This window comes from Paenibacillus sp. UNC217MF (assembly GCF_000686865.1).
In the GTDB taxonomy this organism is placed as follows: Bacteria; Bacillota; Bacilli; order Paenibacillales; family Paenibacillaceae; genus Paenibacillus_B; species Paenibacillus_B suaedae.
Genome location: NZ_JMLT01000030.1, coordinates 1 through 21,270 on the forward strand (window position 1 = coordinate 1; position 21,270 = coordinate 21,270).

Consider the following 21,270-nt stretch of genomic DNA (forward strand, 5'->3'; position numbering starts at 1 on the left):
GCCAGTAGCGCCAGTCACGCCGGTAGCCCCCGTAGCACCAGTAAAGCCAGTGGCACCGGTAGTGCCAGTAACGCCGTTAGCGCCAGTAACGCCAGTAGCGCCGGTAGTGCCGGTAGCGCCAGTAACGCCAGTAACGCCCGTAGCTCCAGTAGCTCCATCTCCGGTAACTCCTGTAGCGCCAGTAACGCCGGTGGCACCAGTAGAGCCGGTCGCACCAGTAACGCCAGTCGCACCAGTAACGCCAGTCGCACCAGTAACGCCAGTCGCACCAGTAATGCCAGTCGCACCAGTAATGCCAGTCGCACCAGTAATGCCAGTCGCACCAGTAATGCCAGTCGCACCAGTAACGCCCGTAGCTCCAGTAGCACCGGTCGCCCCGGTAACGCCGGTCGCCCCAGTAACGCCAGTAACACCACTAGCGCCGGTAGCGCCAGTAACACCAGTGGAGCCGGTAGCGCCAGTGGCTCCGGTAGCGCCAGTGACGCCAGTAGGACCCGTAACGCCAGTAACGCCAGTAGCGCCAGTAGCACCCGTAGCGCCAGTCGCACCCGTGAAGCCAGTGGCACCAGTAGCCCCTCGTTGTCCGTTGGCACCCGTCGCGCCAGTTGGGCCGGTCGGACCCGTTGGCCCTGTTATACCTGTAGGTACGCCAGTCGGGCTCGTTGGGCCAGTATGAGGTGGGATTGGGACAAACGGGGGTGGAAATACATTTGCACAACTTTGCGGAGGGAAAATATTAGACCGGACTAGGTTGCTGTAGCTATTTTTCCTTAGATCCCCATCCATGGTGTATGCTCCTTCCTTCAGAATAAGTTGGATGGACAGAGACGATGTATTGGAGACGGACAAGATTTCATAGAGACATTTCTACCAATACCCACAATGTATGTAGATGAATGTGTATCCGCAACACGAATCAGCAATCAATCGTATTACAGTTTAGGGTTGTCTGTGTGGAGATGGTGCTTCATGAGGAATACTGCTATAATGAAAGGGAAATCGAGGTGATCAGAATGGGGAAAAAACGCAGAACAGCAGCGGCTCCGACTCAGGCTGCCACGGAGAAGCCGGCTACCTTGAAGGATTTGTTAAGTCCCGATGTCTTGAACAAGCTGAAGACTCAAGCCAAGGAACTGCAAGTCCAAGAAGACACTCGCAAGGAACAAGAGCGCCAGAAGGCTGAAGAAGCCCGCCGTGCCGAGCAGAAGAAGCTGGACAACAACTTCGAATATTTATTGAATAACAGCAGCCTGGATTGGCGCAAATATAAAAAGTAAGGAAAAGCGTGCAGACGAGAGAGTCTCACGCTTTTCCTTCTTTATATACCCAAAAATAAATGGGGGAGCGTCTCCTTCCAATCCTGTACATTTGATCTCAGCGTCAAGAGGAGGTAATCTTGGTTATATAGTATTGTTACATTGTTCACATATCGGATGGAGGAGACAGCATGAACTTGCCTATCTTAAATAAATTTGAATTGTTCGAGGCGATACAGAAGCATTGGGGTGGTTTTTTTCGTCAATATGAAATGGCTCTGAACGAGCTTCAGAGTGATTTTCAAATCATTGATCTCGATTGGAAGACCAAATTCGGATATTCTCCGATCGAACATATGAAGGCACGGGTTAAGAATCCGCTGTCCTTGCTCAAAAAAATTGAACGCAAAGGGATTCCGTTCTCCATGGATGCGGTTCAGAACCATATTCGTGATATTGCGGGACTGCGGATTGTTACCACTTTTCTGGATGACGTATACATGATGAAAGAGCACATCGAGCAGCGTGAGGATATCCAAGTGCTTCAAGTGAAGGATTACATTCAGAACCCGAAGCCAAGCGGCTATAAAAGCTTGCACATGGTGGTGAAGACACAGGTTATTCTCTCGCACGAAGTATTGTGGGTACCCGCTGAAATTCAGCTGCGCACATCTTCCATGGATTTCTGGGCGGCGACAGAACATAAGCTGAACTATAAATATGAAGGCGGAGAAGTGCCTGAGGATGCACGCAACCAGCTCTTTGAACTGTCCAAATCCGCTTTCCAAATGGACGAGCAGATGTCCATGCTGCGTAATCAGCTGCTAAAATAAACGGAAACACCACAAGGCTCCCCTTGATAAGGAGAGCCTCTTTGTAATGTCCGAATTACTTGATGCCATGCCACTTGGCAAGGTGCTCCGCATGAGAGCGCAAATAAGCATGTGGGCCAAAAAATTGATCATAATAATCCAAATCCAAATGGTGGGTCTGCAAATACATAAGTGAAAAGACGGATGGAACCGTAGCCGGAAATTTGCCGAAGGCGTCATAAACGTATTGAGCCATATGGCTGACTGCATCCCGGAACTGCTCATCGTGGATTTGTGCGCTGCTTCGTACTTTGCGGCTATCCTTCCATGGGCCTGGCGTATCGGGATGGAAGGGGCCGTTTTTGCCAAACTTACGATCACAGAACGCATCCACAGCGGCGCGCATATCTGCAAAATGCGGCGGTGTAAACGAAGTGAACACTCCTTCAAGGCCGGTTGGATTAGGGAGCGACCACCGCTTGTCAGTATCATAGCGGAACCCAAGTCCAGGCACGTTCGGATCCCCGCTAGCTCCGAGCACAGTAAGTCGGTCTATGCCGTCGAACATCCAGCCGCCTAATCCGAGTGCCTGCTGCATGAGCATGCCAGCATAGGTCGCGGTCGACAACTCAGCCGATAGCTCTGCCAACGAATATTGATCAAGGAATGTAAGCGGAAGCGGATTGTCAACATCGACAATGTCACGGAACTGCTCAATGCCCGGAATAGGTCGGTCGTTCACATCATCGTAAATGCACAGCCCATTTTGGACATAGAAGCATAGGTTTGCAATCGTGTGCTGAGCCAAGTCTCCAACTGGAAAGACGAGCAGCGTACCTGGCTTGTTCGCAACCCATGAATTATGCCCCTCCATATAAGGCTCATAATTCGGAATATGTAGACGTTGATTGGAAATGCGGCGAATATTGCCAGAATAAGCTTGAATCAGGTCAATGAGACGATGGTTGCCATCTGAATCCCGTTCCGTGAGCGGAGGTGTGTCACGCGTGTCGAACAGATACGTTCCTGTGTCGTCGGTAAAGAAAATCTGAGAGGTATGGAAGCCAGCCGCTGATGGAAACGTTCGACCTGAGGCTGAGCCTGAATAATTGGATAGATGTGGCTTATATCGATCATGACGGGTTACGGAATGATGCCAGCCGGTGACACCGCCAACTGCCAGGAGGATAAGAATTTTCTCTATTTCATCCAAGGGAAGCGGCTCGTGCTTGGACGTATAGGCCAGAGCTCCATCTGGTATTTCAGCACCTCTGAAGAAGCGGCGCGAGCGTCGTCCGAATAAGGCGTCGAGCAGTGGATATTGCAGCAAATCCTGAAGGGTTTGTTCATCAATATGATGATGGGTTTGAACAGACAAGTCGAAGGCCTCCTTTTTAATCGGAAAATAAAAAGGAGACACACCAATCCGTTAGAAGGATCGGGTGTCTCCAGTTGACTGGTCGAACCGCCGATGCGTATTCGCCTGTATGTTACGATGTATCATATTCCACTATATACGTAAATGTCAATAGGAATTATCAACATTAAATCCGTTCACATGTAAAAGAGCGCGCGCAAAACAATCGTTGACAGGTACATACGGCGGTGATAAGATTCTGTTCAAATCATTATAATCACATCGGAATTATAGGTTGATGTTGACCGGACGACCGGAGACGTTATTCCCTTCATGGGGAATGACGTCTTTTTTCGTTCCTGAGACACAGTTGTTAAATACTTCGAGAAGGAGGGAATTTATGTGGTTCCGATCATTCGGGTAGAACGAGTTTCTTTTCATTATGGAGAAAGTGAAGAGCGAATTCCAGTTCTCTATGATGTTGATTTTGAACTGGCACAGGGGGAAGCGGTGGCCATCGTCGGGCATAACGGTTCCGGCAAATCCACCTTCGCTAAGCTGCTAAACGGGCTGCTTCTGCCCTCAAGCGGAGAGGTATGGGTTTCGGATACAAATACGAAAAATGAGCAAGCAAGGGAGCGACTCCGCTCGGCAGTAGGCATTGTGTTTCAACATCCAGACAATCAATTGGTGGAGACGATTGTAGAAGATGACATTGCATTTGGGCCGGAAAATATCGGTGTGCCTCAAGATGAAATTCGTCGCCGTGTAGATGAGGCGCTGGAAGTGGTGGGAATGTCGGCATTTCGAGACCGGCCGCCACATCGCTTGTCAGGGGGTCAGAAGCAGCGCATTGCGATAGCAGGGGTACTGGCGATGCAGCCCTCATGTATTGTGTTTGACGAGTCAACGAGTATGCTCGACACCTATGGTCGACGGGAAGTCATGGAGGTGATCCAGCAGCTGCGCAATCAGGGGGTGGCCATCGTATCGGTTACTCATCATATGGAAGAGGTCGTTCATTTCGATCGTGTCATTGTGTTTCAAGAGGGCCGTATTGTACGTGAATGCACTCCAAGGCAGCTGTTCACGAATCACGAACAGCTGGCTGCCTATCATTTGGAGCCGCCAGAAATGAATCGAATAGCAGCGGGCGTTCATCAGCATGAAGAACTGTTCCGATCAGATCGGTTAACGGTAGCTGAAGTGATGGATGAGTTCGAGCACGTGGTGAGGTGGCAGCAGCGGAAGGAGGCGTTATCATCATGAGTCTACCGGAAAATGCAGTACAGGTTGAGCAGTTGTCCTACACGTACATGAAGGGAACGCCATTTCAGCATGATGCACTTCACGATGTGTATTTTCATGCTAAGTCAGGGGAATGCGTGGCAATCATCGGACATACGGGTTCAGGAAAGTCGACGCTTATCCAGCATCTGAATGGCTTACTGCTTCCCCAAACCGGGCAAGTCAACGTACTTGGCCATGAATTGTCCGAATCGAAGCGCTCACTGTCCGAAATACGGAGGCAAGTTGTGGTTCTGTTCCAGCAGCCGGAGGATCAATTGTTCGAGAAATATGTAGCTGACGATATTGCTTACGGCCCGCTTCAATATGGATTGCCGAAGAAGGAGGTAATCCAACGCGTGAAGCACGCGATGGACTTCGTTGGGTTGCCGTTCGAAACAATGAGGAATCGGCCTATCTATGCGCTTAGCGGTGGACAGAAACGCAAGGTCGCACTTGCAGGACTGCTTGCTCTGGATCCGCAAGTCATTGTGCTGGATGAACCGACTGCAGGGCTTGACCCGACGTCTCGTCAGGAGTTGCTGTACAAGATTAAGCGATTGTCGCGTGATGAGGGGAGAACCATCTTATTTGTCACCCACAGTATGGAAGAAGTGGCCCTGCTCGCAGACCGAGTGTATGTACTGGCGGGTGGGAGCAATGTCGCTGATGGAACGACACGTGAAATCTTTGCTAATCGGGAGCTCATTCATCGCTATCGGATTGGAACGCCGCAAAGTGTGGAGCTTGTTCATACGTTGATTGCGAACGGATATGACATGAACAGCAGCACGTTCGGGGTTGAGGAAACGGTAGCAGAAGTAAGGAAAATGCTTCATCAGGAGGTGGGGTAGGACGATGGCAGAAGCATTTGATTCGGCTCGTCATATTACGATAGGGCAGTACATGCCGGGACGTTCACTCATCCATCAATGGGATTCACGGTATAAGCTGGCGGCGTTCTCCTTATATATAGGCGCCGTTGCCTTCTGTCAATCTTATGCAGGTAATATAGCTGGTCTCGCAATAAGTCTGTTCATCGTCTTCCTTGCGCGCATTCCAATCGGATATGCCTTGAAGGGATTGAAGCCTGCACTTCCTTTTCTCCTAATTCTGGCCCTTCTTCAATTATTGTTCAATGGCAAAGTGTACGCGAATGGTCAGGTGTACTGGCAGTATGGATTCATCTGGCTGACAGAAGGCGGGATACGGCTTGTCATTGTATCCACAATGCGGTTCGTAGATATGATGCTCCTAGTGAGTGTACTGACACTGACCACCACCACAACTCAGCTTGCACGGGCCATGCACAGCTTATTGCGCCCACTGGAGAAGATGAAGGTTCCTGTTCATGCCTTCTGCATGATGATTACGATTGCCCTACGCTTCGTCCCAACGTTCGCGCTGGAGATGGATAAGATTCGCAAGGCGCAGGCTGCTCGCGGCGCATCCTTCGGTACGATCCCGTGGTGGCGGATCATCAAGCGAACACAATCGGTATTCCCTCTGATCATTCCGTTATTTCAATTAGCTCTTCAGCGTGCGGAGCAATTAATTGAGGCAATGGAGTCGCGAGGATACCGATCGCATGGCAGAACCTCGTTCCGTTCGTTTGAAGCGCGAACTGCTGATGTGATGCTGCTGTTTGTGGCGATAGGAGCATCCTATCTGTTGATTTGGCTGTAATGGAATGGACGAAGAAGTGCCTTACATCCCTTTAACACAGCTGAACAAGGAGGAACCCCCTATGAATTCAAATCCAGGTATTCGCAAAATTGTAATTGCCGGTGTTCTCGGCTCAATTGCCATCCTGCTTGGCGTTACTCAATTAGGCTTTATTCCTGTTCCGACCGCAGCGGGCACGGTAACCATTGTACATATCCCTGTCATCGTTGGAACCATATTGGAGGGGTGGGGAGTCGGCACGGTTATTGGCCTGATTTTCGGCGTTACCTCCTTACTGGAGTCTACCATTCCTTTATTTAAAGATCCGCTTGTCGCGATCGTTCCGCGCTTTTTTATTGGCCTATTTGCTTATTTGATCTATGCTGCGCTAAAGCGAAAAAACGAGTACATTGCCATCGGTGCGGCAGGGTTTATAGGTTCTATAACGAACACGGTACTCGTACTGACGGCGGCTGTGCTTCGCAACTACTTGTCCTTAGAAGTGGCGGTTAGTGTGGGGCTTACCAACGGAATTCCGGAGGCGATTGTCTCCGTCATTATTACAACTGCTGTCGTTGCTGGATGGAAGAAGCTCACGCCGAGTCGGAAGCAGAAGGCGAAGCTGCTGAGCGAGGAGGTTGAGGGATAATGAACGGGCAGATTACGGATGTACCTGGTACACGGGTTGGCCAAGCGCATGATGAGGAGGGAATGACAGGATGCACAGTGGTGATCTGGGAAGACGGTGCGGTATGCAGCGTTGATGTGCGAGGCTCTGCACCAGGAACCCGAGAGACTGATCTGCTTCAGCCAACCAATCTCGTGGAGCGCATACATGGCATCGTATTGAGTGGTGGTGGGAGTTTCGGTCTCGATGCGGCATCTGGCGTGTCAGACTATTTGGTGGAGAGAAATATCGGATTTGATGTAGGCTACGGGATTGTTCCGATTGTGCCAGCGGCTGTTCTATTTGATTTGTCTGTAGGCAGTCCGAATGCTCGGCCAGATCGTGATATGGGATACGCAGCAGCATCTGATGCGTCATCGGGAGATGTTGCTGAAGGCAATGTAGGTGCGGGATGCGGAGCCTCTGTAGGCAAGATCGGCGGGTTCGAGCGTGCGATGAAGGGAGGTATTGGAACGGCTTCGATCAAGCTGCCAAATGGACTTGTTGTGGGAGCGATCGTAGCGGTAAATGCGCTTGGGGAAATTCGAGATCCAGACACTAGAGAACTGATTGCCGGGCCGCTCAGTGATGAAGGCGAACTTCAAGATGGTGCAAGCCTGCATTGGCTGAAGGAGAAGCCATTTTCATTTACAGGGACAAATACGACGTTAGCCATTGTAGCCACCAATGCAGGGCTGACGAAGACGGAGTTGAAGAAGGTAGCTGAAATGACGCATGATGGGTTTGCGCGAGCAATCTATCCGGTTCATACGATGTACGATGGTGATATTGCCTTTGCTGCCTCCACAGGCTCAATCGAGGCCACAGTGGATCTCGTCGGAACACTTGCCGCAGATGTGGTGGCGGAAGCCATTGCAAGGGGAGTGCGCACGGCTGTTCGTGCTGGAGGGTTATTGGCTTACAGAGATTTGGCTTGCGGAGATGTGATTCCGGCTGTCCATAAGAATAAGCAGAAGGAAACAGAAACTTATTCTGAGGAGGCGACGTTGCAATGAGCACAGCCCATACAACCACAGCCCATACAACCCCCACAAGACTCGCTGTCATCGTCGAAAGAGATGTACCGATTCCAATGCGAGACGGGATTATCTTATACGCCGATATTTACCGTCCAGAAGTAGGAGTCCACCCCGTGCTTCTATTGCGCACCCCGTACAATAAGGAAGATGCACAGACGATGAATTATGCGCATCCATCTTGGTATGCACAGCATGGGTATGTGGTGATTGTCCAAGATGTACGAGGAAGATGGAAGTCGGAAGGCGAGTTTGAGCCTTACCGCAACGAAGCTTGGGATGGCTATGACACGATCGAATGGGCAGCGGCCTTGCCTGACGTGATCCCGAAGGTGGGCATGTATGGATTTTCTTATGCGGGCGCGGCTCAGTGGCATGCGGCAACTGCACGGCCTCCGCACTTGGCTTGTATGACGCCCGCGATGACTGGATCAGACGCTTATCAGGGCGGTGTATACCGCAATGGGGCATTTGCCCTCGCCTGCAATCAGTCGTGGATCATGTTCCTTACACAGAACACGGCTAGACGACATGGACGTCCCGAATGGGAGCGGGAGCTGGCGCGCGGGGGTTCTGTCATACACGGCTTGTACAGCACACTGCCGCTTCAGGATATGCCGCTCATAAATGATGAGTTTGCACCGTTCTATCAGGATTGGCTGCAGCATTCGACACGAGATGAATACTGGAGAGCACTGTCCATCGAAGAGCGGTATGATCGTATTGAAGTGCCCGTCCTACATATCGGCGGGTGGTATGACCCGTTTGTAGATGGAACCATTCGCAATTACGAAGGGGTTCGGCAGCAGGGGGCGAGTGAAGAAGCGAGGGAGAATCAATACTTGCGAATCACGCCGTGGTATCACATGCCGTGGTCGCGATATGTCAGTGAGCTTGACTTCGGCATTGAGGCTTCGAATCGAGTAAATGAGTGGCAACTGACATGGTTTGATAGGTGGCTGAAGGGGGATGAGCATGCACTGCAATCGTGGAACAAGATCAGCTATTTTGAGATGGGATCGAATCAATGGAAGCATACCCAGACTTGGCCGCCCCCTCAGGTGGAGCTAACGAAATATTATTTGCATGGAGATCGGGCCAACTCCATAAATGGAGACGGTCGATTGTCGCAGGACTTGCCGTTTGATGCCCCGCTGCTTGCAGATACATACATCTATGATCCGCTCATTCCGGTTCCTGCGCTTGGAGGGCGATCGGGTGCAGTGCCCGACCTGACTCCGATGGGGCCGAAGCTGCAGCTAGCGAATGAAGTGCGCAATGATGTCCTTGTTTACACGACAGGGCCTCTTGATAGACCAGTATCCGTTGCTGGAGAAGTTGTTGCTAGGGTGTATGCGGCGACGACAGCAGTCAATACCGACTTCGTTGTTAAATTGATGGATGTCTATCCTGATGGAAGGGCGTATAACATTGCCGAAGGCATTGTACGTACAGCCTATCGTCGCTCGTTGGAGCATGCAGAGCCAGTAGTTCCAGGAGAGGTGGTCGCTTATGACATTTCTCTCGGACCAACCTCTATCGTTTTTCAACAAGGGCATGCGATTCGGTTAGAAATTACGAGCTCCTTGTTCCCGACATACGATCGGAACCCAAACAGTATGATCCCGCCTGGGGATGTGACGATATCGGATTTGAAGCTTGCCACACAGACGATATTTCGAAATACGGATTATCCCTCACATTTTATTTTGCCGATCGTAAAAGGTTGAGAGAAGGCTGCGTTCACGGTTGTTGAACGCGGTCTTTGTTTGTTTATCCTCGGTTTGTGCTTATTTTATGAAGCTTCATATCTTTAATGCGATCACAGGGTGGAATCATAAGGGTTAAACTTCAAGTATCGGCATATATGCTTATTACCTTCTGTTGCTCATACATATGGAAATGGGGTTCTTTTGCAGGTAAGGAATCGATGTTTGATCAACGAGGGGAGAGGGGAACGGCTATGAATCAGGGAATGAACGGGGGAGTTGCGGCAGGGAGCCAGTCATCTTATGCCAATATACAGACACAGTATGCATACGATGGTGCAAGAGATATGAATTGGTGTAGTCCATCCATAACATTTGTGCTCGTTCACGGCTCGTGGGGGGACTCGAGTTATTGGTGGAAGACGGCTGAAGTTCTTCATGGCATGGGGCATACCGTCTATACGCCGAATTTGCCAGGGCATGGAATGGATCGGAACAAGAATGTAACCCACGCCATGTATGTGGACACAGTCATTCAGTGTATTATTCATCATCAGCTTACGAATATTGTTCTTGTTGGTCACAGCTTCGGTGGAACGGTGATTAGCAAGGTAGTGGAGCTTGTGCCTGACCGTGTTCGGCGCCTTGTATATATGGATGCATTCGTGGTACGCAATGGATACAGCACGGCGGATGAGATTCCTCCCCAAGGCAAGCATGAGTGGATTCAGTTGGCGCAGCAGTCAGCTGATAATACGATCATGCTGCCCTTCGCCGTATGGAGAGAGACCTTTATGAACAATGCAAGTATTGAATTAGCGTTTCAAATTTATTGTACCGTTACACCAGAGCCTGCTGGGCCATTATTCGAGAAGCTGGATCTGACGGAATTCTATCGTTTATCTATGCCCAAAAGCTACTTGTATTTAACGGATGATACCGCACTTCCGCAAGGAGAACAGTATGGCTGGCACCCTCATATGTCAAGCCGACTTGGGATGTTCCGGCTTATTACAGCGCATGGTGATCATATGACTCCATTTCATATTCATCCGCTTCTGGTAGCGGAGAAGCTTGTTGAGGCTGGACGGGACTAAATGGCGAGTGGAAGCGGCACAGATATGCTGGATTCATGTTTAACAAAGGCTGGTCATAGGAGTATTCTCCACGACCAGCCTGCAAGTGCTGCAATGAAATAAAATTGATAATTCGAATTACTGTGGATTTGTTGTCCAGATGCCAGCAGTCTTCACGAATACACGTTGTGGAAGCTTAAGAGCCGCAAGGGCCAGTTCCGCTACATCCTCTGGCTGCATCATGCGATCTTCGTCGCCAATGTTAAGACCTGCATTAACTGCGAGCTCTGTATTTACTGTGCTTGGCGTCAATGCAGTCACGCGGATATTGTGCTTGCGCACCTCCTGCATGAGCGCTTCGGTTAAGCCCATCACTGCGAACTTAGAAGCGTTGTAAGCAGAACCAGTAGCGAAGCCGCGTTCGCCAGCTGTCGAGGAGATGTTAATAATGCTGCCTTCATTCTGCTCGATCATCGCAGGCAGCACGGCACGAGTTACATAGTAAGTTCCCATCAGATTAACCTGAATGATGCGTTCCCACTCTTGTGGATCCATGTCGACAAGCTTGCCGAATTTCGCAATGCCTGCATTATTGACAACGATGTGAATAGCACCCAACTGCTCCGTAAGGGAGGCAACAGCTCGGTTTACATCATCTTGTACCGCAACGTCAGCTGTAGCGATTGCGACGCGAATATCATATTTTGCAGTCAGCTCAGCTTGAAGTGCTTCAAGGTCAGCGCTAGTTCGAGCGATGAGACCAAGGTTTACGCCTTCTTGTGCCAGCGATTCAGCCAACGCTTTGCCAATTCCTTTGCCTGCTCCCGTAATCAGTGCGGTTTTGTTCGTAAGATCTTGTAATTTCATATTCAATAATCTCCTTCAGATGTTTATACTTGTCCGTTATGACTAACAACAAGCTCATATTTGTTCAAGGAAGCGCCGAGCATGTACTGCTTGCTGTCGCTCGCACCCCGGTGAGATTCGCGGAAGGCCTCGCTAGATGTCCAGTTGCGGAACGACTCTTCGTTCTCCCACACTGTACATACCTTCAATTCCTCTTCGCCTTCTTGACCTGCTCCAAGCCATACCTCCATGCGAATGAATCCGCTCATTTGCTGAACGCCCTTGGCTTGCGCGAATCGCTCTGCCACTTGCTTGCCGAATCCCTCTTGAATTCGGATAGTGTTCGTAACGACTAACATGCTATCGCCTCCTATGTGCATGATGGTGATGATGTTCATCTGTACAGATCATATGTCTGCCTCTCTATTATACTCGAACGCATGGACAAGATCACACCTTCGCATTCCACATGCACATTGGAAGGTTGTGGATGTGTGGTGCGCTAGTTAACCGTGGCATAGATCCGAGATACATGCCCAGGGCCACACAGGCAAGCTCTCTGGGCATGTGCGATATTGGTAGCATTCACTCGTGAGTATCTCCCATCACATTCCATGTGGTTCCCCAGTCCTTCATCGCATCGAAAATAGGACGGAGCGTTAGCCCCATCTCGGTTAACGAGTATTCAACATGCGGTGGGATCTCGGAGAATACAGTCCGCTGGATAATATGCCGCTGTTCCAGTTCCTTCAATCGGAGTGACAGTGTGCGCGGACTAATTCCATGGAGCGAGCGCTCCAACTCCCCGAACCGCTTCGTACCGTAGAACAATTCACGCAGTATAAGAAAAGTCCACTTGCCTCCGATGATATCCATCGTATGCTCGATAGGACAAGCAGTGGAACGAGCTGTCCCCGTAGTAGATTCGTGTTCTAGGTGCTCAAGTATAGTGGCTGGGGAGGCAGTAGATTGTGATGTTCCCTCTGGGCACGGTAAGGTTGTCGTTTGTTCTGAAGTTGACATGTGTATTGTATCCCCCCTTGGTGTCTATACTTCATTTAGTATAGTGCAATTCGTATGATATCGCTAATGTGCCATTCGTTAGGAAGACATCCATATTGAAATGCTGGGAGTGGGGGATTGGCTTACAATAGAGGAGCATGGGCAGCCGATATCTTTCCGATATCCAACGAACTGAAGAACATGGATGATTGCAGTTTGTTGGCACTTGCTGATTATGTAATGAATGACTTATGTATGATAAAATAAATGTGATATAAGTGTGATACTTGTTAGAGACAGAAGGAGAGGAATGTCATGAAGGTACTTGTCATTGTTGCACATCCCAACTTGGATGCATCCAACGTGAACCGTGCTTGGGCCGAAGAGCTTCGCAAGCATGATAACATCACCGTACACGAGCTGTATAAGTCGTATCCAAATGGACAAATCGACGTCGAGAAGGAGCAAGCATTGTGTGAAAGCCACGATCGTATCGTATGGCAGTTCCCATTCTATTGGTACAGCTCGCCGCCATTGATGAAGCAATGGCTGGACAGTGTGCTTACATATGGCTGGGCATATGGCCCCGGTGGCGGTCGCTTGCGTGGCAAAGAGCTGATGCTGGCTGTATCGACGGGAAGTCCGCAAGAGAAGTATCAAGCAGGCGGCTTCAATCATTACTCCATGAGTGAGCTGCTGAAGCCGTTCCAAGCAACGAGCAATTTACTAGGCATGACATACTTGCCGGCATTTGTGTTCCATGGTGCGATGGGCGCAGAAGAAGCTGCGATTCAGAATGGTGTCAAGGAATATGTATCCTATCTGTTGAAATAGAATGGAATGCATGCTAGCTGAGTATCAGGAATGGTAGCGTCCCATTTGAGGTTGTTTTACGATTTGGAAGATAACGCTGGTTATAAAAAAGGTCGAGTTAAGGGGAAAACCAATTCTCCTTGAACTCGACCTTTTGCTTCTTAGTTTTATTCAAATAACGGGAAATCGTAGCGCGACTTATCAATCACAAGCTATACCTTGCTGTACGCGCAGAGGAATCCCATTCCCGAACGCCAGCTCTTCGAGCTTAGCGATAATGCGATCTTCGGTATCGTCGCCAACTGGAATGCTGCACGATGCGTGTGGGAGCAGCTTATCGAAGCTGCCAATGGCAACAGCGTATCCAGCTTGCTCGAACATCGGAATATCGTTCATGTCGTTGCCGAAGCAGACGAATTGACCAGGGTTAATCCCGAATGAGCGCAGGGCAGCCATTTTGTTAACTCCAACGTTAGTCATGTCCAGAATGCCTTCCGCAGAGTGATAGTGAAGCGTTGTATTCAATGACTTGAGCTTTTCAGTGAGTTCCTCTAAGCGATTGCTGCCTAGAACGAGAATTTTAATGGTGCTGTGAATTTCGTTCATCGGTACATGAGCTGCCAATCGCAGGGGATCGACATTGAACAGGAAGGGATGTGAATCCTCCAAGTTATGTGCATAGTTCCACTCATCGTCTACGAGATAAGAAGCCTCATATTGCTCTAGCAAGCCCATGATTATATCTGAAGTTAATTGGGGAAGCGGGCTGCTTGCCAGACGTTCACCCTTGAAATAGGTCATAGCGCCGTTAGCGCCGATAAGCAGGTTATTGTGAAAGCGTTCATCGAGCACGGGCAGCATATCCCGGCATGGGCGGGCAGACGCGAAGCCGACGACATGTCCAGCTTCTTGAATGTGTGCCAAGCAGTCCATAATTGGTGCAGAGATCGGCTGTCCTTTGAATGAAATCGTACCATCGATATCGAAAATGAAGTGCATGTGTGACTGTCTCCTTTGTATGTATAAGATAATCGCTAGTCGATCCAGCGGAAGTGATAGCATTTAAAAGAATGAGAGGGCTTGTTGGACGGCGGAATAGCCGAAATAGATGCCGAAGCCAATAAATACAATCCCTGCGGCAATCGATACGTATTGCATAAGTCGTGGCGTGACGGCTTTGCGGCTGACATGAGTCACGATTGCGACGAACAGATCCCATATGAGAATACCGACAATGATCGCACTGCTGTACAGTAAGGTATCCTGCTTGCCTATTACATCTATGGTCGATGCCATTACCGAGCCGTATATGCCAATCCAGAATACGATGTTAAGCGGGTTGGATAACGCCAGCAAGAAGCCCGATAAAAAAGAAGAACCGACATGCTCCTTCTTGGCATCAGAAGCAGTGATCTGTACTGTAGATCTAGCCTCGCGAATACTCTCATATCCAAGATACAGCAGCAATATGAACCCTGCAATCCATAGAATCAGTTTGGCAAGCGGCGTTGTTAGGAACGAGGTGGCTCCATAATAGATAAGCAGCATGAAGATGACATCTGTGCTCATTGCGCCAAGCCCTAAGAACCAAGCGTTCCAGAATCCATTTTTTAACCCGGCCTTAATCTGTGCAATGCTGATTGGACCGACGGGGGCTGAGAGAGACAGCCCGAGTAATACATAGCTGAACCATACGCTAGCCATCTGATCTTCCTTCCTGTCATTACGAAATAATGGTATTATTGTACTGACTATCTGTCCTGTTGATAAGTGGCAGATTTATAGATTTGGATGGGGACAGAGGTGAAATGAATATGCTTGAACTGACACCGCATATCGATGATCATGCAGCGGAACCGAAGTATGCACAGCTATACAGTTATATTGCGAAGCAGATAGTGAACGGAACGTTAGTAGCAGGTACGCGCCTGCCTTCGATCCGAACACTGGCTGTTCATTTGCAGGTAAGCCGCAATACGGTTGAGGCAGCCTATCAGCAGTTGATAGCAGAAGGGTATGTGGAGAATCGCTCCCGAATTGGCTTGTTTGTTATGCCGATTGAAGGGGATGTGAAGCATGCAGAGCTTGGGGATAGAGGATCTGAACCAGAGCCAGCAGGAGGTTTCACAGGAACGCTTGAACGAGAGCCGACGCAGCCATTACCAACTTCCGTATCGCTGGAGGACAGGGATGGATCTGATAAGGATGCAGAAATTGAGATTGATTTCCGCCATGGCAATGTAGATAGGGAGAAGTTCCCGTTAATCGTATGGCGGAAGTTAGCGAATGATTTGTTTCGATATAGGCAGGATGAGGCGCTGCAGTACGGACACCGTCAGGGGGAAGCAGGATTGCGCAGGGCGATTGCTCAGTATTTGTACCAATCAAGGGGAGTGCGCTGCACGCCGGAGCAGATTGTAATGGGGGCTGGCATCCAGCAGCTGCTCATGCTTATCTGTCAGCTGATTCGCCAAGATACGCGTTCGATTGCGATGGAGGAGCCGGGATATGACGGGGCGCGGGCCATATTCTATCATCATGGCTTCGAGATAGAGCCGATTGCGCTGGAGGCTGAAGGCATATCTGTACAGCAGCTAAGAGAACGGAATGCTGGTGCGGTATATGTAACGCCGTCGCATCAGTTTCCACAGGGCATGGTGATGTCTATTGCAAAGCGGATGCAGCTGCTGCAATGGGCGAATGAGCGGAGAAGCATTATTATCGAAGATGATTATGATGGGGAGTTCAAGTACGGCGCGAAGCCTGTCCCTTCACTGCAAGGGCTGGATGGGCATGGTCGGGTCATCTACGTTGGAACGTTCTCCAAGTCTCTGCTTCCTTCCATACGCCTAAGCTATATGGTGCTTCCTCCATGGCTGCTAACGCGGTATAAGCTTGAATTCTCTGCTTATGAGCAGACGGCTTCGAAGCTGCATCAGATGACAATGGAGCGATTCATGACAGAAGGGCATTGGGACAAGCATCTGCGGAAAATGCGCAAGCTGTATCAAGAGAAGCACAGCACATTACTGACAGCTCTAAAAAAAGAAATGGGCGATCGAGTCCGCGTCATTGGTCAGCAATCTGGACTTCACATCGTGCTTCAAGTGAAGCACGAACATCATGAGCAGCAATTAATCGAAGCGGCAAGAACTGTTGGGGTCAAGGTGTATCCGACCTCGACTTATCGAATTCAGCAAGAAGCAGACGAGATGCCATCCTTGCTCATTGGCTTCGGTGGACTCAGTCTGCACCAGATAAGAGAAGGTGTTGAGCGGCTGAGTAAGGTTTGGTTCGGGTAATGGTTTGGCAGCTGCCTGCTTATCATAGGAATTTTTATCTTTATTTTCGTAATTACTTTGTGCAAGGCTGATGAGGGCTGTAAAGCAGCTAGCATACTAGCACAGTAGAGTAAACTTAGTGTGCTTTGTGTTAGCATACTAGCAGCAGAATAACTTAATGTTAATATACTAGCAGTTGAGTATCTTGGTGTTAGCGTTCTAGCAGTAGAGTAAACTTAGTGTTAGCACCTAGCAGTAGAGTGAACGAAGTGTTGGCATGTGGGGCATGTGGGGCTTGTTATGCTTGTTGGGCAAGGGATAGGGAAGGAAGGAGCGGGCGGATGAGCAGCTGGGTTACCTTTGATTTGGATGGGACATTGATGCAGAATCCATTTGCTGCATGGATCTTTCCGGAGATTACAAGTGTTGTGCGGGAGCAATTGCAATTGCGTACAGATATCGAAGCGTACGATGACACAAGTTTCGATATGGGGAAGCTTCTTCATGCGGAACATCGGAAGCGAATGGAAGCTGGTGAGACAGTTGCAGCCTACGATTGGGACGATATGGTGGGAGTAGTCCTTGCTGAACTCGGTGTGGCTCCAAGTATAGATATTCAAGTAGAACAACTCGTGCGCAAGCATGCAGAGCCGCCAACGAAGATCTATTTGCTCGAAGAAGGGGTGAAGACCGTTCTGGAGCAGTTGAAGCAGGATGGCTATCGATTGGCGGTTGCGACGAACGGATACTATAAATATCAATATCCTGTGCTCGAAGCGCTTGGCATTGCCGCATATTTCGAGCTTATCGTTACACCGGAGATTGCAGGCGGCGGCAAACCTGATGCGCATATGCTTCGCTTTGTCCGTCAGCATGGTACAATCGCCGCACATGTTGGGGATCGGCTGGATCATGATGTGTACATGGCGAATCAATCTGGAGCAGCTTCTATCCTGGTGAACCGTAAGCTTCCACAGGAACTGCATCAGCTCGCTCCTGAACAGCGCGTGCATGAACAGATCTTCTTGCCGCTATGCAGCCAGCAGCTTCAGCGGGAATGTCAGAGCTTGCACAGGGAGCTGTTCGGGGATGACGAGTGCATAGTTCTGCCAGAGCAGATTAGACCTGATTTCGTCATCCACAGCATCATGGAGCTTCCAGCATGCTTAGCTGCATTGGCGGCCAGGTGAGATTGGATTACCGCATTTGGAAATGCCTTACCTGGTCGATGAACATCGTCATGGCCATCGTGGCAGAAGCGTTATTGTCCTGAAGAATGTGGAACGCTCGCTTGACGCTCTTGCCCTTCACGTGCACCAAGCGCAGATCACCATGCTCTTGCTCTTTGCGAATGACCCAATAAGAGAGCATTGCAATCCCGAGTCCGGCCATGACAGCTTCCTTGACACTTTGACTGCTGTTGAAGACATAGGAACGCTTGATGTGCAGCTTCAGATCGCTCATGAATTGATCACTGTACGCCCTTGTACCCGAGCCTTGCTCACGCAGCACCCATACCTCGTCATGCAGCATGCGGGGCTCGATGGTGGGCATGGAAGCAAACGAATGGTTTGGCGGTACAACGAGCACCATCTCATCCTCCATGAACGGAGTGCCAAGCTGAAGATCTGTATATTCGATTTTGCCTTCTACGAGTCCGATGTCCAGTTCATTCGCGCGTACGGACTGTGCAATTTGCTCCGTATTGGCTACGGTTACTTGAACATCTACGCTCGGGTATTGGCGTGCGAATGAAGCAACGATGCGTGGCAATATATATTCTCCGATTGTGAAACTGGCTCCGATGCGCAGCGATCCGGTCACCTCATCCCGCAGCAGCCCGATATCTTCGCGTGCCGCCTCATAGCGGGCGATCATCTCCTTCGCATGCTTATATAATATCTCTCCAGCTTCGGTCAACTTCACATGCTTAGGCGAGCGATGGATGAGCTGCACACCGAATTCCTGCTCCAAGTTGCGGATATGCTGGCTGACGCCAGGCTGTGAGAGATGGAGCAGTTCAGCGGCCCGCGAGAAATTACGCTGCTCCACGACCGCTACATATACCTTCATTGTATCTACGATCATTTGGCTAACGATCCTCCGTTGATTCTTTACTTACTATAGTCGGTTAAAATGAGTATCTTTAAATGTTGTCGTGTACTTTAACCCAAATCCAAACATGCGATCCATTCCAATATGGGCCGTCCATATGATCCCCACTGCTAAGACAGTCTGATTGGATAAGAGGATTCCACACATCATGGTTCCGAGCGTCACACAGTAGGTATGAAATACATTATAAATAATTGCCCCTGCTTTATTACTTAGTATATATCCGATCATGGATACATCAGGAACAAATAGCAAAACAAAAAACAACAGCCAGCTAAAATGATAGTAATCGTAAAAATAGATGCATCCTAAAAATACGGACAACCCTTCTAAATGTAAGATTGCTTTGCTCATTTCCAGTTCATGATCCTCCACTCTTGATGTCGAAGTTATACGTTTACCTGATCATAGCCTGACAGCATAAGGTTGGGCAGAAGCAGTTCTTAAATGATAGGTGTTATATTTCAAGTTGCTAAGCTGCAGCAATCAGGTATAATATGTGATAACAGCGATACAATGAATAAAGGGATCGTGCTACCAACACGATCCCTGCACAACGGCCGCATGTAAGAACGGTCGGCTGCAAAGACGGACATGAAATAGACCGATACCTTGCTATGGGGCGGTCTATTTCCGTTTATTAAACGATAACAGCATCACGATAAGTGTACCAAAGCTAATCATTAGCGTTAGTGCTTCGAATACTGTCATGGGCATCACCTCCCGTCAGGGAGACTAGCCGACCGCCCTTCATGCCGAATCAGTTGTACTCATGTATCATACCATAATTTTCTACAACCAGAATATATATTTGAACCTTCATTCGAACACAGTAGTCTAGACTACCCTTAATAGGAGACCATTCAAGCACCTCTAAGGTCAAGTTCTTATATCGGATGATATAAAGAATGCCTTGGGGGTATTTTTGTATGTAACTTAAGTATGCCTGGCGAATGGTCAATGTCGGACGGCACATAGAGGCACCAAATTGCTCCTCATGTTATAGATAAATATACCGACAATAAGTTTTCCTTATGCTAGGGATTGCATATCCGTATTTCCCCTCACGAGCGAAGCCATATATAGTATTCATCGTAAGCATCAGGTTACGCCTGCTTAGAGACGGGGGATGGATATGAATAACGGGGAAGTTCTTCTGGCCACCAAGCCGAAGCGAAATAAACAATATAGAGGATTTGCGCTCGGCATCGCGCTGACGCTCATTATTGCGGTTGCAGCGAAGCTGCTTGCGGGATTGCCTTTCCTTAGTATTATGGGACAGCTTGTGATTGCCATTCTGATCGGTATCGCGTGGCGTGCTACCATCGGGGTGCCACAGGTGATTGTTGCAGGAACAAATTTTTCGAGTAAAAAGCTGCTCCGCCTCGGCATTATCTTGCTCGGGATGCGCTTAGACCTTATGGATATAGTACGTGCAGGCCCTAAAGTATTCATGATGGCGGTTATCGTCATTGTATTTACCTTGTCGGTCGTATATGGACTTACGAGATTGTTCAAGGTTGATAAAAGGCTCGGTATATTGACGGCGTGCGGAACCGCGATTTGTGGTGCGGCGGCCGTGGTAGCGATAGCGCCGCAAATTAAAGCCAAGGACGAAGAAACGGCAATCGGTGCAGCGATGGTTGCGATATTGGGCACTATTTTTACATTAGCATATACGTTCTTGTTCCCGGTACTTGGCTTGTCGGATAACGGATATGGGATCTTTGCCGGTGCGACACTGCATGAAATTGCCCATGTCATTGCAGCAGCAGATCCAGGGGGCAGCGCAGCGGTCGATATGGCGGTCATTGTTAAGCTGACGCGTGTAGCCTTGCTAGTTCCTGTCGCTATTCTGATCGGTATCTGGTCGTCACGTGAGAGCCGCAAGGAAGCAGGAGCAGGTGCTCGGACGGAGAAAGCCAAAGTACCGATTCCATGGTTCATCCTTGGATTCCTGCTCGTCAGCGGGTTTAATTCACTAGGGATCGTTCCAGAACAGATTGCAGGATATATCGTCATTGCGGCCTACATGCTGATTGCCATGGCGATGGCGGGGCTCGGCTTGAATGTCGATCTTGTCTCATTCCGCAGACTTGGGATGAAGGCGTTCGCGGCGGGATTCATTGGTTCCATTCTGCTGTCCCTGCTAGGCTTTGGGCTGGTGCATGGATTCGGTTTAGCGTAATGCATAATGAATGAAATACGTAATGAAAGAGGTCAACATGCCAATTAAGCATTGGTTGTTGACCTCTTGTGTTTTCTAAGCTTACTTTTATAGGCTGTTCATTTCCAAAAAAATAGACGCCCAATTGCTGAGCGTCCCACATATAGAACATGGAATATG

23 protein-coding genes are annotated in these 21,270 nt (G+C 49.3%); 13 read left to right on the top strand and 10 right to left on the bottom strand.

The window, feature by feature from the left end:
- Positions 1-786 (bottom strand): hypothetical protein (locus tag BP95_RS30475; RefSeq protein ID WP_036667157.1); only part of this gene is annotated, 786 nt, incomplete at its 3' end.
- Positions 787-1,013: 227 nt separating this feature from the next.
- On the opposite strand from BP95_RS30475, the gene BP95_RS0115385 reads away from it, so the two are divergent.
- Positions 1,014-1,277 carry a YqkE family protein gene (locus BP95_RS0115385; protein WP_028532639.1) on the top strand — a complete coding sequence of 88 codons (264 nt, stop codon included), beginning with the start codon at positions 1,014-1,016 and terminating at the stop codon, positions 1,275-1,277.
- A gap of 170 nt (positions 1,278-1,447) precedes the next feature.
- Positions 1,448-2,089 (top strand): GTP pyrophosphokinase, encoded by a 642-nt coding sequence (locus BP95_RS0115390; protein ID WP_021255737.1) that lies wholly within the window; start codon positions 1,448-1,450, stop codon positions 2,087-2,089.
- A gap of 55 nt (positions 2,090-2,144) precedes the next feature.
- Here BP95_RS0115390 and BP95_RS0115395 read toward each other — a convergent pair whose 3' ends face one another.
- Positions 2,145-3,446, bottom strand: coding sequence for a hypothetical protein (locus BP95_RS0115395; protein WP_197035294.1), 1,302 nt, complete (start codon positions 3,444-3,446; stop codon positions 2,145-2,147).
- Between the two features lie 381 nt (positions 3,447-3,827).
- Here BP95_RS0115395 and BP95_RS0115400 point away from each other — a divergent pair, with 381 nt between their 5' ends.
- The 7 genes from BP95_RS0115400 (at position 3,828) to BP95_RS0115430 (ending at position 10,887) form a co-directional block, all read left to right on the top strand.
- Positions 3,828-4,694, top strand: coding sequence for an energy-coupling factor transporter ATPase (locus BP95_RS0115400; protein WP_028532641.1), 867 nt, complete (start codon positions 3,828-3,830; stop codon positions 4,692-4,694).
- Positions 4,691-5,566, top strand: coding sequence for an energy-coupling factor transporter ATPase (locus BP95_RS0115405; RefSeq protein WP_028532642.1), 876 nt, complete (start codon positions 4,691-4,693; stop codon positions 5,564-5,566). The genes BP95_RS0115400 and BP95_RS0115405 overlap by 4 nt, the downstream gene beginning before the upstream one ends.
- Before the next feature lie 4 nt (positions 5,567-5,570).
- Positions 5,571-6,398, top strand: a complete 828-nt coding sequence (locus BP95_RS0115410; RefSeq protein WP_028532643.1) for an energy-coupling factor transporter transmembrane component T family protein — start codon at positions 5,571-5,573, stop codon at positions 6,396-6,398.
- Positions 6,399-6,459: 61 nt separating this feature from the next.
- Complete coding sequence (locus tag BP95_RS0115415; protein ID WP_028532644.1) at positions 6,460-7,026, top strand: ECF transporter S component; 567 nt, start codon at positions 6,460-6,462, stop codon at positions 7,024-7,026.
- Positions 7,026-8,060 carry a P1 family peptidase gene (locus BP95_RS30480; protein WP_081819896.1) on the top strand — a complete coding sequence of 345 codons (1,035 nt, stop codon included), beginning with the start codon at positions 7,026-7,028 and terminating at the stop codon, positions 8,058-8,060. Before BP95_RS0115415 ends, BP95_RS30480 begins: the two co-directional genes overlap by 1 nt.
- Positions 8,057-9,811 carry a CocE/NonD family hydrolase gene (locus BP95_RS0115425; RefSeq protein WP_051614098.1) on the top strand — a complete coding sequence of 585 codons (1,755 nt, stop codon included), beginning with the start codon at positions 8,057-8,059 and terminating at the stop codon, positions 9,809-9,811. The genes BP95_RS30480 and BP95_RS0115425 overlap by 4 nt, the downstream gene beginning before the upstream one ends.
- Positions 9,812-10,137: 326 nt before the next feature.
- Positions 10,138-10,887, top strand: coding sequence for an alpha/beta hydrolase (locus BP95_RS0115430; RefSeq protein WP_028532646.1), 750 nt, complete (start codon positions 10,138-10,140; stop codon positions 10,885-10,887).
- 117 nt (positions 10,888-11,004) lie between these two features.
- Here BP95_RS0115430 and BP95_RS0115435 read toward each other — a convergent pair whose 3' ends face one another.
- From BP95_RS0115435 to BP95_RS0115445, 3 genes are all read right to left on the bottom strand, one after another.
- A complete protein-coding gene (locus BP95_RS0115435; protein ID WP_021255746.1) occupies positions 11,005-11,733 on the bottom strand; it encodes a 3-ketoacyl-ACP reductase in 729 nt (242 codons plus the stop codon).
- Between the two features lie 23 nt (positions 11,734-11,756).
- Complete coding sequence (locus tag BP95_RS0115440) at positions 11,757-12,071, bottom strand: antibiotic biosynthesis monooxygenase (protein ID WP_021255747.1); 315 nt, start codon at positions 12,069-12,071, stop codon at positions 11,757-11,759.
- 226 nt (positions 12,072-12,297) lie between these two features.
- Positions 12,298-12,588 carry a winged helix-turn-helix transcriptional regulator gene (locus BP95_RS0115445; RefSeq protein WP_051249987.1) on the bottom strand — a complete coding sequence of 97 codons (291 nt, stop codon included), beginning with the start codon at positions 12,586-12,588 and terminating at the stop codon, positions 12,298-12,300.
- Positions 12,589-13,029: 441 nt separating this feature from the next.
- Here BP95_RS0115445 and BP95_RS0115455 point away from each other — a divergent pair, with 441 nt between their 5' ends.
- Positions 13,030-13,548, top strand: a complete 519-nt coding sequence (locus BP95_RS0115455) for an NAD(P)H-dependent oxidoreductase (protein ID WP_021255749.1) — start codon at positions 13,030-13,032, stop codon at positions 13,546-13,548.
- A gap of 180 nt (positions 13,549-13,728) precedes the next feature.
- Here the strand turns inward: BP95_RS0115455 and BP95_RS0115460 are convergent, their stop codons facing one another.
- Entirely contained in the window at positions 13,729-14,526 is a 798-nt protein-coding gene (locus BP95_RS0115460; protein WP_028532648.1) for an HAD-IIB family hydrolase, read from the bottom strand.
- Positions 14,527-14,589: 63 nt separating this feature from the next.
- Positions 14,590-15,231 (bottom strand): LysE family transporter, encoded by a 642-nt coding sequence (locus BP95_RS0115465; protein ID WP_028532649.1) that lies wholly within the window; start codon positions 15,229-15,231, stop codon positions 14,590-14,592.
- Positions 15,232-15,335: 104 nt separating this feature from the next.
- On the opposite strand from BP95_RS0115465, the gene pdxR reads away from it, so the two are divergent.
- Both pdxR and BP95_RS0115475 read left to right on the top strand, forming a co-directional pair.
- Positions 15,336-16,829 (top strand): MocR-like pyridoxine biosynthesis transcription factor PdxR, encoded by a 1,494-nt coding sequence (pdxR, locus tag BP95_RS0115470; protein ID WP_331281224.1) that lies wholly within the window; start codon positions 15,336-15,338, stop codon positions 16,827-16,829.
- Positions 16,830-17,149: 320 nt separating this feature from the next.
- Entirely contained in the window at positions 17,150-17,998 is an 849-nt protein-coding gene (locus BP95_RS0115475; protein WP_028532651.1) for an HAD family hydrolase, read from the top strand.
- Between the two features lie 7 nt (positions 17,999-18,005).
- Here BP95_RS0115475 and BP95_RS0115480 read toward each other — a convergent pair whose 3' ends face one another.
- The 3 genes from BP95_RS0115480 to BP95_RS34575 all read right to left on the bottom strand — a co-directional run bounded on the left by BP95_RS0115480 (position 18,006) and on the right by BP95_RS34575 (position 19,640).
- Entirely contained in the window at positions 18,006-18,896 is an 891-nt protein-coding gene (locus tag BP95_RS0115480) for a LysR family transcriptional regulator (RefSeq protein ID WP_021255754.1), read from the bottom strand.
- Between the two features lie 33 nt (positions 18,897-18,929).
- Positions 18,930-19,277, bottom strand: a complete 348-nt coding sequence (locus BP95_RS0115485; RefSeq protein ID WP_028532652.1) for a DUF4260 domain-containing protein — start codon at positions 19,275-19,277, stop codon at positions 18,930-18,932.
- Between the two features lie 273 nt (positions 19,278-19,550).
- Complete coding sequence (locus BP95_RS34575; RefSeq protein ID WP_221888502.1) at positions 19,551-19,640, bottom strand: putative holin-like toxin; 90 nt, start codon at positions 19,638-19,640, stop codon at positions 19,551-19,553.
- Positions 19,641-20,058: 418 nt separating this feature from the next.
- Here BP95_RS34575 and BP95_RS0115495 point away from each other — a divergent pair, with 418 nt between their 5' ends.
- Positions 20,059-21,111 (top strand): YeiH family protein, encoded by a 1,053-nt coding sequence (locus BP95_RS0115495; protein WP_051614100.1) that lies wholly within the window; start codon positions 20,059-20,061, stop codon positions 21,109-21,111.
- Positions 21,112-21,270: the final 159 nt, after the last annotated feature.

Excerpts from the sequence above, each read along its gene's own strand:
- BP95_RS0115385 (WP_028532639.1), top strand. The coding sequence starts at position 1,014 with ATGGGGAAAAAACGCAGAACAGCAGCGGCTCCGACTCAGGCTGCCACG.
- BP95_RS0115390 (WP_021255737.1), top strand. The coding sequence starts at position 1,448 with ATGAACTTGCCTATCTTAAATAAATTTGAATTGTTCGAGGCGATACAG.
- BP95_RS0115405 (WP_028532642.1), top strand. The coding sequence starts at position 4,691 with ATGAGTCTACCGGAAAATGCAGTACAGGTTGAGCAGTTGTCCTACACG.
- BP95_RS0115410 (WP_028532643.1), top strand. The coding sequence starts at position 5,571 with ATGGCAGAAGCATTTGATTCGGCTCGTCATATTACGATAGGGCAGTAC.
- BP95_RS0115415 (WP_028532644.1), top strand. The coding sequence starts at position 6,460 with ATGAATTCAAATCCAGGTATTCGCAAAATTGTAATTGCCGGTGTTCTC.
- BP95_RS30480 (WP_081819896.1), top strand. The coding sequence starts at position 7,026 with ATGAACGGGCAGATTACGGATGTACCTGGTACACGGGTTGGCCAAGCG.
- BP95_RS0115425 (WP_051614098.1), top strand. The coding sequence starts at position 8,057 with ATGAGCACAGCCCATACAACCACAGCCCATACAACCCCCACAAGACTC.
- BP95_RS0115430 (WP_028532646.1), top strand. The coding sequence starts at position 10,138 with ATGAATTGGTGTAGTCCATCCATAACATTTGTGCTCGTTCACGGCTCG.
- BP95_RS0115435 (WP_021255746.1), bottom strand. The coding sequence starts at position 11,733 with ATGAAATTACAAGATCTTACGAACAAAACCGCACTGATTACGGGAGCA.
- BP95_RS0115440 (WP_021255747.1), bottom strand. The coding sequence starts at position 12,071 with ATGTTAGTCGTTACGAACACTATCCGAATTCAAGAGGGATTCGGCAAG.
- BP95_RS0115445 (WP_051249987.1), bottom strand. The coding sequence starts at position 12,588 with ATGGATATCATCGGAGGCAAGTGGACTTTTCTTATACTGCGTGAATTG.
- BP95_RS0115455 (WP_021255749.1), top strand. The coding sequence starts at position 13,030 with ATGAAGGTACTTGTCATTGTTGCACATCCCAACTTGGATGCATCCAAC.
- BP95_RS0115460 (WP_028532648.1), bottom strand. The coding sequence starts at position 14,526 with ATGCACTTCATTTTCGATATCGATGGTACGATTTCATTCAAAGGACAG.
- BP95_RS0115465 (WP_028532649.1), bottom strand. The coding sequence starts at position 15,231 with ATGGCTAGCGTATGGTTCAGCTATGTATTACTCGGGCTGTCTCTCTCA.
- pdxR (WP_331281224.1), top strand. The coding sequence starts at position 15,336 with ATGAATATGCTTGAACTGACACCGCATATCGATGATCATGCAGCGGAA.
- BP95_RS0115475 (WP_028532651.1), top strand. The coding sequence starts at position 17,150 with ATGAGCAGCTGGGTTACCTTTGATTTGGATGGGACATTGATGCAGAAT.
- BP95_RS0115480 (WP_021255754.1), bottom strand. The coding sequence starts at position 18,896 with ATGATCGTAGATACAATGAAGGTATATGTAGCGGTCGTGGAGCAGCGT.
- BP95_RS0115485 (WP_028532652.1), bottom strand. The coding sequence starts at position 19,277 with ATGAGCAAAGCAATCTTACATTTAGAAGGGTTGTCCGTATTTTTAGGA.
- BP95_RS34575 (WP_221888502.1), bottom strand. The coding sequence starts at position 19,640 with ATGCCCATGACAGTATTCGAAGCACTAACGCTAATGATTAGCTTTGGT.
- BP95_RS0115495 (WP_051614100.1), top strand. The coding sequence starts at position 20,059 with ATGAATAACGGGGAAGTTCTTCTGGCCACCAAGCCGAAGCGAAATAAA.